This is a genomic window from Chryseobacterium gossypii (assembly GCF_041361455.1).
Lineage (GTDB): Bacteria > Bacteroidota > Bacteroidia > Flavobacteriales > Weeksellaceae > Chryseobacterium > Chryseobacterium gossypii.
In genome coordinates this window covers 45404-62916 of record NZ_JBGCUR010000012.1, presented here as the reverse complement: position 1 = coordinate 62916, position 17513 = coordinate 45404, and the positions used below count along the sequence as shown (strand labels likewise).

Here is a 17513-nt window from a genome sequence, read left to right as displayed (position 1 = left end):
TTTTTTTATTTGGGTTACTAATGGGATTTAATATTGTTCCGCTTTTAGAGCTTGATTTGCATCAGGAAATTTTAGTTGGCAAATCCGTTTTTTATGGCAAATACAGCCAGGCCTACCCGGGTTTTGAGCTCCAGTTTTTCACAGAGCTGATCCCGGTAGCTTTCCACGGTTCGTGGGCTACAGCACATTTTGTCGGCTATCTCCTTATAGCTTAATTCTGTTACGGTATACTTTAGAAACTCTTTTTCACGGTCCGAAATTCTTACGGTATTTTCGGACTCCTGGTCATTGTTAAGATTTGAAAATATGATCTTTGAAGCCCAGTCAGGATAAAAGAAGCCATCACTGCTTAGTTTGGTAAGTGCTGTTTCCAGATCCTTAGGATGGGTATTTTTTAATAAATATCCCTTTGCTCCGTTTTTGATCATTTTGATCACACTCTTATCATCACCCTGCATGCTGAGGGCCATTACTTTGATGGCGGGGTGATTTTCCTTAAGCCAGATCACCGTTTCAAAGCCATCCATAATCGGCATGCTGATATCCAGAAGAATAATATCAGGGATTTTATTGTTGTTTTCAAACTTTTGAATAAGATCTTTCCCGTTTTCAGCTACATAGATCACTTCAAACTCTTTAAAATTGTCGATGATCCCCTCAAGGGCTTTTGCGATGAGAACATGATCATCAACAATGACTATAGTTTTTTTCATGGTTGCCTTTTTAAAATAATATTGAGTGTAGTTCCGATGTTTTCCCGGCTTTCAATACTGAAATCTGCGCCAATGATTGCCGCTCTGTTTCTCATGTTAGTCAAGCCGATCCCGTTGGATATCGTCCGGGAGCTGTCAAACCCGATGCCGTCATCCCTGAGGTTAAGCTCCCAAAGAGCTTCCTCTGAAGTGTTCAGTGTAATATAAATATTCTTACAATGGGCATGCTTGATGCTGTTCTGAATGAATTCCTGGGTGATCCTGAGCAATACATTCTTATGGGCAAACCCCAAATCAAGCTGTTTAAAATTATGCTCAAAACTTACCTTACACTTTTTAAAGGAATTGGTATTATCTACTTCTTCCTGTATTAAAGTTACGATTTCCTTTTGATTTATATTATCATCCGTCAATGTTTTTGAAAGGCTTCTAAGGTCTTGTAAAGACTGATTGATGATCTGGGAGACCTGTTCTATCCTTTCGCTTACCTCAGGTACTTTATTCTCGTATAGCAGCTGCTGTGTGTAAAGGCTTACAAGGGTCAGTTTTTGTCCGATATTGTCATGGAGCTCCCTGCCGATCTGCTGCATGGTGGCCTGCTGTATTTCCAGCTGAGTGGCCAGGAGCTCCCTTTTGTGGATTTCGTTCTTTACCTCAATTTCATTTAAGTATTCCTTTTTCCGTTGTTTGTATTTTCTGATGTAAACCATCACGGCCACTACGAACAAAACGAAAAATATGTTGAACAATATGATCGTTATTAAGAGTTCTGTTTTCCCCATATGAATGAAATTGAGAATAATGAATACATGATAATGGCCGAGACCAGAAAATAGGCAAAATAAATATTATAGATCTCCCTGTAAGTTCTGATAAAAGCAAAAAATGTCCAGAAAGGTAAAGTTCCGATATAAAACAGAGTCACCCCCAGATTAATATAAAACATCCTGTTCTTATCAAAATCAAGGATGTTTGAGGAATTAATCTGCTTATAATATTCCATTACTACCAGGATCATAAGAATAAGGCATCCTAATGTATAATTCAATGAAAACATTACCTTATCAGGGGTGAAAATAAACTCGCTCGGAATAAATGAAAGCAAATAAATGGCAGACAATGTATAGAAAAGCTTTAGTTTCTCAAAAGATTTTGCAGCATACAGCCAGTAAAAAAATATAAACTGCAGAGGAATGACAAAATAATTATAGAATGCCTGTTTATTATAATCTATGAAATGGTCTCCCCATTTTCCTATGGCCTCTGAGATAAAAATGAAGATAAGATAAAACACAAAGTATTTCCAGTATTGATTTTTTATACGGTTATAGTACAAAACTGAAATAACAGCAGCTATACCCTCACTCCAGAACATTAATTCTTGTACCAGTTTTTGGAAATCAGTCATTGTGTTACGGGATATTATTTATTAATGGTTATTTAGTATATCTCGGTCTTAGGGTTATCAGGAGGGATAAGATTGCCGTGATTCTGTGATACCACTTCATCACTGGATAATGGAGCGCTCTTTAAGCTGAGTGCCAATGTCTGCTCTTTACTGCCTGCTGAAGCCAGGGGATTGAAATCATAATGTAAGAAATTTCCTTCTTCATCCTCCTTTTTTAATGTTGGGATCATTACGAGAGTATGTTTTCCCGCATAGGTTTGATCAATAGGATGTCCTGCCATGATATCCCAGTTCTCCGCCTTTGGATATGCAGCATAATAAAATCTGATCCCTAAGTCCTCGTCCGTAATGCCGGGATTTATTTTCTGGGTTTCCGTTTCGATATCTGCAATAAATTTTTTAAGGATTGCCAGATTAAAATGGATAGAGTGGGCATCCGTAGAACCATTCATATTGTTGATCGCTTTTAACTGGTTGTTACGGTAGTTATCAATAAGATTTTTAATAAAATCAGAGCGCATGGTGTTAGGGCCGGATGTAAGTTCCAGAGTCTCACCGTCTAGGATAGTTTTTGTTTTCATAACGTCAGTTTATAATGAATGTTAGTTTGTATTGCAAATTTCGTAATTTTTCAGGTTAAGCGACACGTATTTTCCCTGTTTATTATCCGTATTTTTACGGATTGACTATCAATAAAAAAATACGTTAATTTAAAGCCAGATGCGTAAGCCCCTGGATTTGAGTTTGTATTGTCGTTTTCAGTAGCCTGTCTAGCAAAAAAATAAGTGCTGTAAATAAAATCTACAGCACTTACTTAACAAAATAATATATGAAAAAAAACTACTTTATTGCTCCGTTGGCCTGAAAACCAAGCCTGCTTCCTCAAAATAATCCAAGGTGATCCTGTCTCCGTCATTTACATTTCCCGCAAGGATCTCTCTTGACAATTTGTTCAATACTTCCTGCTGGATTACCCTTTTTAATGGTCTTGCCCCGAAAACCGGATCATAGCCTTTATTCATGAGATAATCCACGGCATCCTGGGTAGCCGTCATGATGATATTTCGTTTTGCCAGCATATCATTGAACCCTCTCAGCTGATACTGAACAATTTTTCCGATCTCTTTTTTTCTCAAAGGCTGGAACAATACCACCTCGTCTATCCTGTTCAGGAATTCCGGGCGCAATGTCTGTTTCAGAAGATCAAACACCTGTTCCTTGGTTTTTTCAACGATCTCATCCTGATTGTCATCTGTGATATTTTCAAAATTCTCCTGGATCAGGTGTGAGCCTAAATTTGAGGTCATGATGATGATAGAGTTTTTGAAATTCACCACACGGCCTTTATTATCGGTCAGACGTCCATCATCCAAAACCTGCAGCAATGTGTTGAATACATCCGGGTGAGCCTTTTCAATTTCATCCAGAAGCACAACAGAATACGGCCTTCTTCTTACGGCTTCGGTCAACTGTCCGCCTTCGTCATAGCCTATATATCCCGGAGGCGCACCTACCAGCCTCGAAACGCTGTGGCGCTCCTGATATTCACTCATATCGATTCTTGTCATGTTGTTCTCATCATCGAAGAGAAACTCTGCCAATGCTTTTGCCAGCTCCGTTTTACCAACTCCCGTGGTTCCCAGGAATAAAAATGAACCGATCGGTTTCTTCTCGTCACTTAGCCCCGCCCTGTTTCTGCGGATGGCATCCGCAACAGCCTGGATAGCCTCATCCTGGCCCACAACCCTGTGGTGAAGCTCGGTTTCAAGGTTTAATAATTTTTCCCTTTCAGATTGCAGTAATTTGGTTACCGGAATACCTGTCCATTTGGCAATGACCTCAGAAATATTTTCTGCAGTAACCTCTTCCTTGATCAGTTCATTCTGATGGTTTTGCATTTCAAGCTCCACCTTTTTCAGCTCTTCTTCCTTTTCACGGAGTTTCCCGTACTGGATCTCTGCAACCTTGGCATAGTCTCCTGCCCTGGAGGCCCTTTCCGCTTCCAGTTTCAGGGATTCAATATCTTTTTTGATCTGGGTGAGATCCTCAGATTTTTGTTTTTCTTTAAGCCACTTGGCATTGATCTCGTTTCTCTGCTCAGAAATCTTGGCGATATCCTCTTTCAGATGATCTATTTTAGTCTGGTTACCCTCCCTTGAGATGGCTGCCAGCTCAATTTCCAGTTGCATCAGCCTTCTGTCCAGGACATCCAGCTCTTCCGGTTTGGAATTGATCTCCATTCTCAGTTTGGCGGACGCCTCGTCGATCAGGTCAATAGCCTTGTCCGGCAGGAATCTGTCGGAAATGTATCTCTGAGACATCTCCACTGCGGCAATGATCGCTTCATCCTTAATTCTTACCTTATGGTGGGCTTCATATTTATCTTTAATACCACGAAGGATGGAAATTGCCGATTCAGTATCCGGCTCTTCTACCATTACCTTTTGGAAACGTCTTTCTAATGCCTTATCCTTTTCAAAATATTTTTGATACTCATTCAGGGTAGTGGCGCCGATAGCCCTTAATTCTCCTCTGGCCAAAGCCGGTTTCAGGATATTGGCCGCATCCATTGCGCCTTCGCCGCCTCCTGCTCCTACCAGCGTATGGATCTCGTCAATAAACAGGATGATCTGTCCGTCAGACTTTATTACCTCGTTAACGACAGATTTCAGACGTTCTTCAAATTCTCCTTTGTACTTGGCACCGGCGATCAGGGCACCCATATCCAGTGAATATAAAGTTTTATCCATCAGGTTCTCAGGAACGTCACCGCTGATGATTCTGTGGGCGATACCTTCTGCTATGGCCGTTTTACCCACACCCGGCTCCCCGATCAGGATAGGGTTGTTTTTAGTTCTTCTTGACAGGATCTGTAAAACCCTTCTGATCTCTTCATCACGGCCGATCACAGGATCCAGCTTCCCTTCCGAAGCTAATTCGTTGAAATTTTTAGCATATTTGTTTAAAGATTGGTAGGTTTCTTCCGAACTTGCAGAAGTAGCCTTGCTTCCCTTTCTTAATTCTTTGATTCCTCCTTCCAGAAGGCTTCTTGTGACGCCCATATCCTTAAGGAGCTTTGATACTTCAGAATTCGTGTCCAGAAGAGATAACCATAAATGTTCGATGGTTACATACTCATCTCCCATTTTTTTTGCGATATTGGGAGCATCCAGCAAAACCTTGTTGGCGGATTGTGAAAGGTAAATATTTCCTCCCTGTACTTTGGGAAGCCTCTCAATGCTTTCACGGTTACGCTCCCTTACCAGTGTGGCGTCTGCTTCAGACTTTTTTAGTAAGAAAGGTGAAATATTTTCATCTACCTGAAAAATACCTTCAAGAAGATGCTGAGGTTCAATGCTCTGATTGCCAAATTCCATGGCGACTTGTTGAGCGGCCTGGATGGCTTCTTGTGATTTAACAGTATATTGGTTTAAATTCATATTCTAATATTTTTGATGGCTAGATTTTCAGACATCAGATTTCAGACCATAAGATCTGAATCGATGTGATTTTTTATCTGATTATCTAAAGTCTGATGTCTTACAATCTGATTCAATCATTTAATTCAATGGCTTTATCACAAAAATTGTTCAATTATTAAATTTATAAAAAATAAGGACAAAATTTCCGGATTTTGCATTTTTAACATTAAATTAACTTGACAAAATTTCCGGATATCTTCAGTTCGCTTAAAAATAATGGAACAACAGTCAGACCACAAAAAACCGTAAAAAAAGCGGTGGAGTTAAATTGGCTCTGTGCTGTAACCGTTGCAGTATCATGAGGAAATAGTTTATCATAATATGCTGCCTAAGCCTATACGCAGATACTTTAGAAAGGAAAACTTTAAATTGTAATTAACTGAATACAAAAAACATCCGTATGTGGCTTTAGTTAAAATAATTATTAAAATCAGAATATTAAAACCAGAATAATTACATTTGCATTTTTACCAATGGAGCTTAAAGAAAAACAAAAGAAAATATTAGAGGTAGCAATTGAACTTTTCAAAGAAAAAAGCTATTTGGGAAGTTCTGTAAGAGATCTGGCGACAAAGCTGAATATAAAGGCAGCATCTTTATATGCCCATATCCGTTCCAAGGAAGAGATCCTTGAATGGATATGTTTCGGCATTGCCCAGGAGTTTTTTGATGAGCTTCAGGAGGTAAAAAACACGGAGATCGCTCCAAAGGACAAATTAAATCTTTTTATTGATAAACACCTGTCTGTTGTCCTTAAAAACCGGGATGTCACACACATTTATTCCAACGAATGGAAACATCTCGAAGAAAGGCTTCCTGAATTTATCGAATTGAGGAAAAAATACCAGCTTGAAGTTGAAGAACTGATCTCCGGTATTTATAAGGCTGAAAACTGGGAATTGAAATCCCCCACTTTTACCACAAGATTCATCCTCCATACCCTGAATAATTCCTATTTCTGGTTCAAGCGAAATGCCGGATCAACCTCTGAGATCAATGATGAGATAAGGAATAAAATTCTATATGGACTTTTGGGAAAATCGTAGTACATGATCAAAATCATAAAAATTTTGTCGGGAAGGAAAATCTTTTTAAATTTACACCTAACAAGTGTTAGTTAGTTATGGATTTTTCAGTTGAGTATTTAGAACCGGCCCGGTTAAGGCAGCTTCAATCTGAGAGGCTGGCTGATCTGGTGGGTTATCTTGAGGAGAGATCGGGGTTTTATAAAGGAAAATTTAATGAATTGGGAATATCTCCGAAAGATATCAGATCAATAGAAGATATTACGAAACTTCCGATTACCTATAAACAGGATTTGAGAGACAATTATCCGTTCGGGCTGTTTACCGTTCCCAAAAACGAATTGCAGCGGATCCACTGTTCGAGTGGTACAACCGGGAAGCCTACGGTTGTAGGATATACGAAAGAAGATGTAGATTTGTTCAGTGAAGTGGTGGCAAGATCTTTAAATGCTGCCGGAGCGAGACCGGGCATGCAGTTGCATAATGCTTACGGATATGGTATTTTTACCGGCGGGCTTGGTCTGCATTACGGTGCGGAGAAATTAGGCATGAGCGTTCTTCCGATCTCAGGCGGAATGACGGCAAGACAAGTGGACCTGATCACAGACTTTAAGCCGGAAGTGATTTGCTGTTCACCGTCTTATGCTTTAACGATTGCTGATGAATTTGCCCGCAGAGGAATTACTGCGGATGATATCAGCCTAAAATATGCTGTGCTGGGATCTGAGCCGTGGACAGAAATTATCAGGAGCCATATCGAAGAGAGATTAGGAGTTCATGCCACCAATATTTACGGATTGAGCGAAATCATCGGTCCGGGAGTATCAATGGAAGACTTTGAAGAGAAAGGCGGATCTTATATCTGGGAAGATCATTTCTATCCGGAAATCTTGGATCCCGTTACCAGACAGCCGGTTCCTTTCGGAGAAGACGGCGTTTTGGTGATTACCACTTTAACAAAAAGAGCCATGCCGCTCCTGCGTTACTGGACCAACGATATTACAAGCCTTTATTACGATAAGAATGCCAAAAGAACAATGGTGAAAATGAAACCAATCCTGGGAAGAGCCGATGATATGCTGATCGTAAGAGGAGTGAACGTATACCCCAGCCAGATAGAAGAGGCTTTTTCACATGTGAAGGGAGTGGTACCCAATTATTATCTGACCCCCGTTGAAAAAGAGCAGATGTGCATAGCGCTGGATATTGATGTGGAAATAGATGATGATTTTGTAAAGGCCCAGAATATGGAGGTAAATACCGGTGACTATTTTAATTTTATAGGAAATTTCGGAAAAAATATAGAAAGCGAAATAAAGAAAAGAGTGGGGATCACTACACAGGTAAAGATCCATGCTCAGGACAGTTTGCCAAAGTGCGAAGGTGGAAAAATTAATAGAATACTAAAAAAATAATGAATTCATTTTATAAACTAAAAACGGTAAAAGTTCAGAAAGATACGCCGGATGCGGTGAATGTGGCGGTGGAAATCCCGGAAGAGCTGAAGGATAAATTCAGGTTCAAGCAGGGGCAGTATCTCAACTTCCGGATGATGATCAACGGGAATGAAGAAAGACGTTCTTATTCCATATGCAATGCTCCGAGTGAAAAAAGCAACACACTGGAAGTATTGGTAAAATTATTGGAAGGCGGTAAAGTTTCAGGATACTTCAATGAACACCTTCATATGGATGAAGTTCTGGAAGTGATGCCCCCTATGGGAAGCTTCAATACCACTTACCACCCTTCAAACACAAAAACATATATAGGTCTGGCAGCAGGAAGCGGGATCAGCCCGGTTCTGTCCAATATTAAAGAAAGCCTTTATCAGGAGCCGAACAGCAATGCTTACCTGTTCTACAGCAACAGAAGTATGAATCATGTGATGAAAAGAGCGGAGATAGACAGGCTGGTTGAGCATTTCAACGGGAGGCTGAAAGTGATCTATCTGGTAAGCCGCGAAAAGCATGAGGATCCTATCTTTGAAGGGAGAATATCTCCGGAGAAGCTGGAAAATTTATTTGAAAGATATGCTGATATCAATGTTCAGGAGTCAACATATTTTATCTGCGGACCTGCAGAGATGATCAAGGGTATTGCCGACTATTTAAAGAAAGATAAGAAAGTGCCTGCCATCCAGGTCTTATATGAATACTTCACTGCTCCGGATGAAGAAAATACAGAGGAAATGAGTGAAGAATTCAAGGCAATCGCCAATATAGAAAGTATGGTAACGGTGATCATCGATGATGATGAATATTCGTTCCATCTTAATTCCAAAAAAGAAAGTATCTTAGATAAAGCGTTGAAAGACAACCTTCCTGTGCCTTTCGCATGCAAAGGAGGAGTTTGTTGTACGTGTAAAGCGCAGGTTTTGGAAGGAGAGGTGTTTATGGAGAAAAACTTTGCGCTTACCGAAGACGAAGTAGCCAAAGGCTATGTGCTGACATGCCAGTGTCATCCTACTACCAATGTGGTGATGCTTAATTATGATGTTTAATTTTAAATGGGGAACCGTACAACAGATATAGAAAATATATATTGTACAGCCGCATTTTACTTAGTACAAAAAACAATAGAAATGGACTTAGAAAAATTTGTTCAATACGTTCACGAAGAAAATAAGGTGGAGCCGAAGGATGTAATGCCTGATGATTACAGGAAATTATTGGTTCGGCAGATCTCACAGCATGCGCATTCCGAGATTGTAGGTATGTTGCCGGAGGCCAACTGGATTTCCAGGGCACCTACCTTAAGAAGAAAAATGGCCCTTCTGGCCAAAGTTCAGGATGAGGCAGGACACGGCCTGTACCTGTATGCCGCAACGGAAACTTTAGGAAACGGAACGATCCGTGCCGATCGGGATGCCACTTACGACGATATGCTTTCCGGAAAAGCGAAATATTCAAGCATTTTCAACTATCCTACATTGAGCTGGGCGGATATAGGAGCCATTGGCTGGCTGGTTGACGGAGCCGCTATTATGAATCAGGTAATGCTGATGGGAAATTCTTATGGCCCTTACGCCAGAGCGATGGTAAGGATCTGTAAGGAAGAATCTTTCCACCAAAGGCAGGGTTATGAGATTTTGATGGCACTTTGCCGTGGTACAAAACAGCAGAAAGAAATGGCCCAGGCAGCATTAAACCGCTTCTGGTGGCCGGCTTTAATGATGTTTGGCCCGAATGACGATAACTCGCCAAACTCTAAGATCTCCATGAATTACAGGGTAAAAAGGGAAAGCAACGACAGCCTCCGTCAAAGATTTATCGACGTTACTGTTCCTCAGGCTGAATTTTTGGGATTAACCATTCCGGATAAAGACCTGAAATGGAATGAAGAAAGAGGCCATTATGATTTCGGTGAGCTTCCCTGGGATGAATTTATGGAAGTGCTGAAAGGAAACGGCCCTTGTAATAAAAAAAGATTGCAGACCAAAGTAAAAGCCCAGCAGGAAAACCTCTGGGTAAAAGAAGCGGCAGCAGCTTTTGCGAAAAAGCAACAGAAAGAGGTAATATAAGAAGCCGGTGAACGCAATATTCCAGAAACTTTTTCTTAGGTATCTCCTTATTAAAAGGACAGGATGTGAATAAACTGGCAAGCCTCCCTTTTAAAATTGAAAATGAGAAGGAAATAAGATTTACAAAGTATATTGAAGATATTTTAACATTAAATTATTAAAATTAATAATGAGTCAATTAGATATGTGGGAAGTGTTTATCCAGACTAAACCGGGATTATCCCACAAACACGCCGGAACAGTTCAGGCACCAACAGCAGAAATGGCCTTGCAGAATGCGAGAGATGTTTATACCAGAAGAAAAGAAGGAACCTGCGTTTGGGTGGTTCCAAGCAAATATATTGTAAGCTCAGAAGGAATGGACCAGGATGCGTTTTTTGATCCTGCGGACGACAAGCTGTACCGTCACCCGACTTTCTATGAGATTCCTAATGACGTGAAAAATATGTAAAATAGAAGTTAGGTCCGGAATAAGCTAATTCTGACCTCTGATTCAAATTCTGTAAAAAATGAATTCACTATATAATTATTTACTAAAGCTTGCTGATGACAGTTTCATCATGGGGCAGAGATTATCCGAATGGTGTGGGAAAGGCCCGTATCTGGAAGAAGATATCGCATTGACGAATATTGCTCTGGATGAACTCGGGCAGGCAAACAACTTTTATCAGTACGCTTCGAGAGTAGCGGATAATGGAAAAAGTGAAGATGATCTGGCCTTTTTAAGGTATGAGCATGAATATGTAAATGCGCACTGGGTGGAGCTGCCTAATGAAGATTATGCCCAGACCATCCTGAAAGTGTACATTTTCTCCGTTTATCAGAAGCTGATGTATGAAGCATTGTCTGGCTCAGCAGACGAAGAGCTTTCTGCGATTGCCCAGAAATCATTGAAGGAAGTGAAATACCATTACATTCACACCTCATCCTGGATGAAAATTTTCGCCCAGGGAACGGAAGAAAGCCGGGAACGTCTGATTAATGCCGTTGAAAATATCTGGGAATATACAAAAGGTTTATTCGCAAAGGTGGAAGGCGAAGATGACCTGATTGCTTTAAATATTGTTCCGAATGTTGATGAATTGTACAAGGAATTTCTTGCCATTACACAAAAAGATTTTCAGGATTTCGGATTAGCATACCCTGAAAATCCATTTATGCAGCCAAAATCCAGAACAGGTTATCATACGGAATATTTTGGATACATCCTTTGCGAACTGCAATATATGCAGAGAGCATATCCGGGATGTACGTGGTAAACGACAATATCAGTTACCCGTATAGCGATTTCCCGTTATACAGGTTATCGAACGTTTTACTGATACACGGTTAAATTAAAAAAGATTGAAAAGTCCTAGAGAAATATTAGAAATGATTCCCGATCCGGAAATTCCGGTGATCAATATCGTGGAATTAGGTATTGTAAGAGATGCAAAAGTTACCGGTGACCATTCATGTGAGGTAACGATTACACCTACTTATTCTGCCTGTCCTGCCATGTTTACCATTGAGGAAGATATCATGAAAGCCATGAAGGAAAACGGCTGGGAAGTGAAAGTGGTAACTAAAATGTTCCCGATCTGGACAACAGACTGGCTGACGGATGAAGCACGGGAAAAACTTCGGGCATACGGAATTACACCACCGGAAAAAGGTGCTGATGAGCACTACATCGGAAAACCTAAAAAATGTCCTCGCTGCGGTTCAGAGCATACCAGGCAGATCAGCAGGTTCGGGTCTACTTTGTGTAAGGCTTCCTACCAGTGTCTGGACTGCCTGGAGCCCTTTGACTATTTCAAATGTCATTAGAGCCGATAGCAGCATCAGTTTCTCAATCTCGGATTATTGTTATAGAGATACACTGATACATTGCCACATTATTTTTAAATTAGTGCATTGCTAAAAAATTACATTATGTATACACAACTTGATATCGAAACGCATTTTGACGGGAAACTCAAAATTGCATACCTCAATCAGCCGGAATCTTTAAATGCCCTCACCAAGCCATCGTTGGCAGAGCTAAAAGATTTCGTCAAGCACTGCAGTGAAGATGATACGGTAAGATGTGTGGCCATCTCCGGAAGAGGAAGGGCTTTTTGCTCGGGTCAGAATCTGGATGAAGCTTTTACCGTAGGCAAAGAGCATCATGACCATGATATCATCAGAAAAATTGTGGTAGACTATTATAATCCTTTGGTTATTGAGATTACGCGATGCAGAAAACCTGTTATCGCACTGGTAAATGGTCCGGCAGTCGGGGCAGGTGCGATGCTTGCTCTGATCTGTGACTTTGTGCTGGCTAATAATAAAGCCTATTTTGCACAGGCATTTTCCAATATCGGGCTGATCCCTGATACCGGGGGAACTTACTTCCTGCCAAAACTTTTGGGAAGACAACTGGCCAATTATCTGGCTTTTACAGGCAAAAAGCTCTCAGCAGAAGAATCCCGGTCATACGGATTGGTAGCTGAAGTTTTCAGCGAAGAGGAATTTCTTCCGAAATCGATGGAAATCCTTGAAAAAATGGCGAATATGCCAACAGCAGCAATTAAATTAACCAAAAAAGCTTTTGCCGAATCGTACAACAATACACTGAAAGAACAGCTTGAGCTGGAAGGCGATCTTCAACAGAGAGCCTCAGAAACAGAAGATTTTATGGAAGGTGTAAATGCCTTTTTACAAAAAAGAAAACCTAATTATACAGGAAAATAAAGCAGTTGTACAATGTAAGAACTCAATGTACAGTGTATATTGGGCAAAGTACTTTTTACATTGTACACTCTACACAGTACAAATATGAACAATATCGGAATTATTGGTGCAGGAACTATGGGGATAGGAATTGCCCAGGTAGCTGCAACAGCAGGATGTAAAGTTGTTTTATTCGATGCGCAGACCCAGCAGATAGATAAAGCACTGAGCGGCTTAGAAAAAACATTGCAGAAATTAGTTGAAAAAACAAAAATTTCTCAGGAAAAAGCCACGGAGATCAGGAATAATATCATCAAAGGGGAGACCTTGCAGGATCTGAAAGATTCAGATCTCGTTATTGAGGCGATCATCGAAAATAAAGAGATCAAGACCAAAGTTTTCTCGGAACTGGAAACTTATGTTTCTGAAAATTGCATTATCGGTTCCAACACATCATCCATTTCAATCACTTCTCTTGGTGCGGAGCTCAGGAAGCCTGAGCGTTTCATTGGAATCCATTTTTTTAATCCGGCTCCATTAATGCCTCTGGTTGAGGTTATCCCGTCTTTGCTGACAGAAAAGTCCCTTGCCGCTAAAATTTACGACCTGATGAAAAACTGGGGAAAAACCCCTGTGATCGCCAAAGATATTCCGGGCTTTATAGTCAACAGGATCGCCCGTCCATATTACGGCGAAGCACTGAGGATTGTTGAAGAAAATATTGCAACCCCGGAGCAGGTGGATGAAGCAATGAGAACCCTTGGAAACTTCAAGATGGGGCCTTTCGAGCTAATGGATCTGATTGGTGTGGATGTGAATTTTGCCGTGACCACTACCGTTTATAAAGATTATTTCTATGACCCTAAATACAAGCCGTCCTTACTTCAGCAAAGAATGGCTGAAGCTAAGCTTCATGGCAGGAAAACCGGTAAAGGCTTTTATGATTACAGTGAAAATGCACAGAATCCGGTTGCTCAAAAAGATGAAGCTTTATATCAGCAAATATTTTTAAGAATTATTTCAATGCTGATTAATGAAGCGGTTGAAGCCAAAAGATTGGGTGTTGCCAACGATGAAGACATTGAGCTGGCCATGCAGAAAGGGGTAAATTATCCGAAAGGATTGTTGACCTGGGGAAAAGAAATCGGATATGAAAAAATTTCCGGGACCCTTCAGAATCTTTATGAAGAATACCAGGAAGAAAGATACAGGCAAAGCCCTTTGCTGAGAAAGATGTAATATAATTTTTCTGAAGGACTGATCAGGAGATCGGCTCAATAAAGATAAATTAAGATTTTAAAAGATATACTGATAAGCATGAAAATCAATAGAAAAAGAATAATAAAATGCCTGTTAATAGCTATTTTCATGACGCTTATGTTCATGCTGATAAGGCTACCGGATCAGAAGAGCATTCAGGAAGGACTTTTAGAAAACTTAAACTGGAAATCGGGTGCATTATATTTCACGGGGCTATTTATACTGTATTATTTTATTGATGAATTAAACAATCAGAATCAAAAGAAAAAAAGTTCTTTAAATAAAAAAATTAAATGACGCCGAGACAAGTTGTAGAATATATGTTCGATCAGGATTATTTCTCCCAATGGCTGAATATCAAAATGATCGAAGTAAAAGAAAATTATTGTTTACTGGAAATGCCCATCAAAAAAGAAATGATTAACGGGCTTAAAACGGTTCACGGAGGCGTCACCTTTGCTTTTGCAGATTCTGCATTGGCATTTTCGTCGAACAATGCCGGTGATGCCGCTGTTGCATTGAATTGTATCATCAATTTCACTAAAGCTGGGAAGGAAGGTGATTCTTTCAGAGCGGAAAGTATACTGGTAAATGATACCAGGAAAACGGCCGTATACGATATCAGAATCACCAACCAGAATGAGGAATTGATTGCAAAATTTGTAGGAACAGTATATAAAATAGGAAAAAAAGTAATAGAATTATAAATAAGCAATAAGCCTTAAGCCTTAAGCAATAGGAAGTAAGCTCTTGTGATGCTTGCAAAGCCTGCTGCATGCCGCTTATAGCTAAAGCAAAAAAATATGAACAACGTATATATCATAGATTATGTGAGAACTCCTATTTCAAAGCTACAGGGAGGATTATCGGAAGTGAGGGCGGATGATCTGGCCGCAATAGTCATTAAGGAAATCGTGGCAAGAAACCCTGAAGTTCCTGCTGAGGAAATTGAGGACGTTATTTTCGGGTGCGCCAACCAGGCGGGTGAGGATAACAGGAATGTAGCAAGAATGGGGCTTTTATTGGCCGGACTTCCGTACAAGATTGGGGGTGAAACGGTAAACAGGCTTTGCGCTTCCGGGATGTCGGCAGTGGCCAATGCTTTCCGTTCAATCGCTGCTGGAGAAGGTGAAATTTACATTGCGGGTGGAGTAGAGCATATGACGCGATCCCCTTATGTAATGTCAAAACCAAGCGCAGCCTTCGGGAGAGACAGCCAGATGTTTGACACCACTTTCGGATGGAGATTTATTAATCCGAAAATGAAGGAAATGTACGGTGTTGACGGAATGGGAGAAACTGCGGAAAATCTGGCGGATATCCATCAGATCAGCCGTGAAGATCAGGATAAATTTGCGCTCTGGTCTCAGCAGAAAGCTGCAAGAGCACAAGAAAACGGGAGACTGGCGGAAGAAATCGTTAAAGTTGAAATCCCTCAGAGAAAAGGAGAGCCGGTTATCTTTGATAAAGACGAATTTATTAAGCCGACTACTTCAATGGAAGGTCTGTCAAAGCTTCGTCCGGCCTTCAGGAAAGAAGGAACTGTAACGGCGGGCAATGCTTCCGGAATGAATGATGGCGCCGCAGCACTGATCCTGGCGAGTGAAGAAGCCGTAAAAAAATATGGATTAAAACCGAAAGCTAAGATTTTAGGATCATCGGTTGCCGGTGTGGAACCGAGAATTATGGGAATAGGACCTGTTGAAGCCACTCAGAAATTATTAAAAAGGCTGAACCTTTCCTTAGATGACATGGATATTATCGAATTAAATGAAGCCTTTGCAGCCCAGGCTCTGGCAGTGACAAGGACTTTAGGCTTAAACGATGATGATCCAAGGGTAAATCCGAACGGAGGAGCTATTGCCCTCGGACACCCGCTGGGAGTTTCAGGTGCCAGAATCGTGGGTTCCGCAGCGCTTGAGCTTCAGAAACAGAATAAGAAATATGCATTGTGTACACTTTGTATAGGTGTAGGACAAGGCTATGCTATGGTCATTGAAAGAGTATAGCTTTCAGAATGTGACAGTATTATTACAATTGCTAACAGGAAAAATATGAATATTTACTCGTATCATGGCATTCGTCCGATCATCAAGCCCTCTGCTTATATCCATCCGCAGGCGGTAATTATCGGGAATGTGGAAATCGGTGAAGAGGTATATGTAGGCCCCAATGCGGTTATCCGTGGCGACTGGGGAAAAATCATTGTAAAAGACGGCGCCAATGTTCAGGAAAACTGTACCCTGCATGTATTCCCGAATATTGAGACCATATTGGAAGAATCGGCACATATCGGTCACGGTGCGATAATTCATTCCGGACATATCGGAAAAAATTGCCTGGTAGGAATGAATGCGGTGGTGATGGATAAAGCGGTGATCGGAGATGAATGTATCATCGGGGCATTGGCTTTTGTACCTGCAAATTTTAAAAGTGAGCCAAGAAAATTAATTGTTGGAAGCCCTGCAAAAATCATCCGTGATGTCTCCGACGAAATGATCCACTGGAAAACGGAAGGGACAAAGTTGTACCAGGAGTTGGCCAGAGAAGGAAAGGACGCCATCCTGCCTTGCGAACCGTTTACGGAATACGTTCAGCAGACCCCTGCGAAAATCGTTGATTACAGTATTTGGGATGATGTTAAATAGTTCTACTCCATACCTAAAGGTTGATAGAATCTCTTTTCTTTTCCTGGAATCAATAAAAGAAAACTTTATGAAATATTTATTTTGGGTTATTTTCTTTCCTGTTGCAATGAATTGTCAGAAGCCGGTGAATATTGAGCTGAAAAATGAGCTTGCCCGGATTGATCATGATGACCAGATCTATCGCGAGCTCCTGCAGTCTGACATTTCTCCTGAAAGAAAAGAGCAGATACTGAAAGAAAAAAATCTTACCGGCGAAGACCTCTCGCGCCTGCCCCGTATTATGGATAACCAGGATAGGGAAAATCTTTCCAAAATCGAAAAGATTATCGCCCGATATGGCTATCCCGGAAAATCTTTGGTAGGAGAGCCTGAGAACAGAACGGCATGGCTGGTGATTCAGCATTCCCCTAAAATAAAACAATATATTCCCATGATTAAAAAAGCGGCTGAAGCCGGTGAGCTGCCTTTCAGACTATATGCCATGATGCTTGACAGGCAGCTGATGGAAGAAGGAAAAGAACAAATCTACGGGACTCAGGGAGCGTCTTTTAAAATTATGAAAGAAGGAAAGCCCGATGTGGTTTCCATGATCTGGCCGGTTAAAGATTTAGATAAGGTGAACAGCCTGAGAAAAGAAGCAGGATTTACCGAAACACTTGAAGAATACGCTAAAAATCTTTTCGGAAAAGACTTTGTCTTGAAAAAATATACCTTGGAAGAAGCTTTGAAGCTCCAAAAACAAAGATAGATGGTGTACATGAAG

At 40.8% G+C, this 17513-nt stretch carries 18 protein-coding genes; 13 read left to right on the top strand and 5 right to left on the bottom strand.

Translation table 11 applies throughout. The annotated features are described in order from the left end of the window. Window positions 1-71: 71 nt before the first annotated feature. The 5 genes from ABMQ40_RS08735 to clpB form a co-directional block, all read right to left on the bottom strand. Window positions 72-713 (bottom strand): response regulator transcription factor, encoded by a 642-nt coding sequence (locus tag ABMQ40_RS08735; protein ID WP_370898623.1) that lies wholly within the window; start codon window positions 711-713, stop codon window positions 72-74. Then, the gene (locus ABMQ40_RS08730; RefSeq protein WP_370898621.1) at window positions 710-1495 is read right to left on the bottom strand and encodes a sensor histidine kinase; all 786 of its coding nucleotides are present in this window, start codon (window positions 1493-1495) and stop codon (window positions 710-712) included. The genes ABMQ40_RS08735 and ABMQ40_RS08730 overlap by 4 nt, the downstream gene beginning before the upstream one ends. After that, window positions 1474-2121 (bottom strand): hypothetical protein, encoded by a 648-nt coding sequence (locus ABMQ40_RS08725; RefSeq protein WP_370898619.1) that lies wholly within the window; start codon window positions 2119-2121, stop codon window positions 1474-1476. Before ABMQ40_RS08725 ends, ABMQ40_RS08730 begins: the two co-directional genes overlap by 22 nt. Window positions 2122-2153: 32 nt before the next feature. Next, on the bottom strand, window positions 2154-2702 hold the full coding sequence (locus tag ABMQ40_RS08720; RefSeq protein ID WP_370898617.1) for a hypothetical protein: 549 nt from the start codon (window positions 2700-2702) through the stop codon (window positions 2154-2156). 264 nt (window positions 2703-2966) lie between these two features. Further along, complete coding sequence (gene clpB / locus ABMQ40_RS08715; RefSeq protein ID WP_370898615.1) at window positions 2967-5561, bottom strand: ATP-dependent chaperone ClpB; 2595 nt, start codon at window positions 5559-5561, stop codon at window positions 2967-2969. Window positions 5562-6076: 515 nt separating this feature from the next. Between clpB and ABMQ40_RS08710 the strand changes: the two genes are divergently transcribed. The 13 genes from ABMQ40_RS08710 (at window position 6077) to ABMQ40_RS08650 (ending at window position 17498) form a co-directional block, all read left to right on the top strand. Then, window positions 6077-6649 carry a TetR/AcrR family transcriptional regulator gene (locus tag ABMQ40_RS08710; protein WP_370898613.1) on the top strand — a complete coding sequence of 191 codons (573 nt, stop codon included), beginning with the start codon at window positions 6077-6079 and terminating at the stop codon, window positions 6647-6649. Between the two features lie 77 nt (window positions 6650-6726). Then, window positions 6727-8043, top strand: a complete 1317-nt coding sequence (locus ABMQ40_RS08705) for a phenylacetate--CoA ligase family protein (protein ID WP_370898611.1) — start codon at window positions 6727-6729, stop codon at window positions 8041-8043. Continuing rightward, window positions 8043-9128 carry a 2Fe-2S iron-sulfur cluster-binding protein gene (locus ABMQ40_RS08700; protein WP_370898609.1) on the top strand — a complete coding sequence of 362 codons (1086 nt, stop codon included), beginning with the start codon at window positions 8043-8045 and terminating at the stop codon, window positions 9126-9128. The genes ABMQ40_RS08705 and ABMQ40_RS08700 overlap by 1 nt, the downstream gene beginning before the upstream one ends. Before the next feature lie 81 nt (window positions 9129-9209). Then, a complete protein-coding gene (gene paaA, locus ABMQ40_RS08695; RefSeq protein ID WP_370898607.1) occupies window positions 9210-10148 on the top strand; it encodes a 1,2-phenylacetyl-CoA epoxidase subunit PaaA in 939 nt (312 codons plus the stop codon). Between the two features lie 169 nt (window positions 10149-10317). Continuing rightward, window positions 10318-10599 (top strand): 1,2-phenylacetyl-CoA epoxidase subunit PaaB, encoded by a 282-nt coding sequence (gene paaB / locus ABMQ40_RS08690; RefSeq protein ID WP_370898605.1) that lies wholly within the window; start codon window positions 10318-10320, stop codon window positions 10597-10599. Window positions 10600-10657: 58 nt separating this feature from the next. Then, entirely contained in the window at window positions 10658-11407 is a 750-nt protein-coding gene (paaC, locus tag ABMQ40_RS08685) for a 1,2-phenylacetyl-CoA epoxidase subunit PaaC (protein WP_370898603.1), read from the top strand. A gap of 112 nt (window positions 11408-11519) precedes the next feature. After that, entirely contained in the window at window positions 11520-11957 is a 438-nt protein-coding gene (paaD, locus tag ABMQ40_RS08680; RefSeq protein ID WP_370898672.1) for a 1,2-phenylacetyl-CoA epoxidase subunit PaaD, read from the top strand. Between the two features lie 105 nt (window positions 11958-12062). Continuing rightward, window positions 12063-12863, top strand: coding sequence for an enoyl-CoA hydratase-related protein (locus ABMQ40_RS08675; protein ID WP_370898601.1), 801 nt, complete (start codon window positions 12063-12065; stop codon window positions 12861-12863). Between the two features lie 84 nt (window positions 12864-12947). Further along, window positions 12948-14081, top strand: coding sequence for a 3-hydroxyacyl-CoA dehydrogenase NAD-binding domain-containing protein (locus ABMQ40_RS08670; protein WP_370898599.1), 1134 nt, complete (start codon window positions 12948-12950; stop codon window positions 14079-14081). Window positions 14082-14395: 314 nt separating this feature from the next. Beyond that, window positions 14396-14809 (top strand): PaaI family thioesterase, encoded by a 414-nt coding sequence (locus ABMQ40_RS08665; protein WP_370898597.1) that lies wholly within the window; start codon window positions 14396-14398, stop codon window positions 14807-14809. Window positions 14810-14905: 96 nt separating this feature from the next. After that, window positions 14906-16111, top strand: coding sequence for a 3-oxoadipyl-CoA thiolase (pcaF, locus tag ABMQ40_RS08660; protein WP_370898595.1), 1206 nt, complete (start codon window positions 14906-14908; stop codon window positions 16109-16111). 45 nt (window positions 16112-16156) lie between these two features. Next, complete coding sequence (locus tag ABMQ40_RS08655; protein ID WP_370898593.1) at window positions 16157-16750, top strand: acyltransferase; 594 nt, start codon at window positions 16157-16159, stop codon at window positions 16748-16750. 67 nt (window positions 16751-16817) lie between these two features. After that, window positions 16818-17498: a DUF6624 domain-containing protein gene (locus tag ABMQ40_RS08650; protein WP_370898591.1), complete on the top strand. Its 681-nt coding sequence runs from the start codon at window positions 16818-16820 to the stop codon at window positions 17496-17498. Window positions 17499-17513 lie beyond the last annotated feature (15 nt).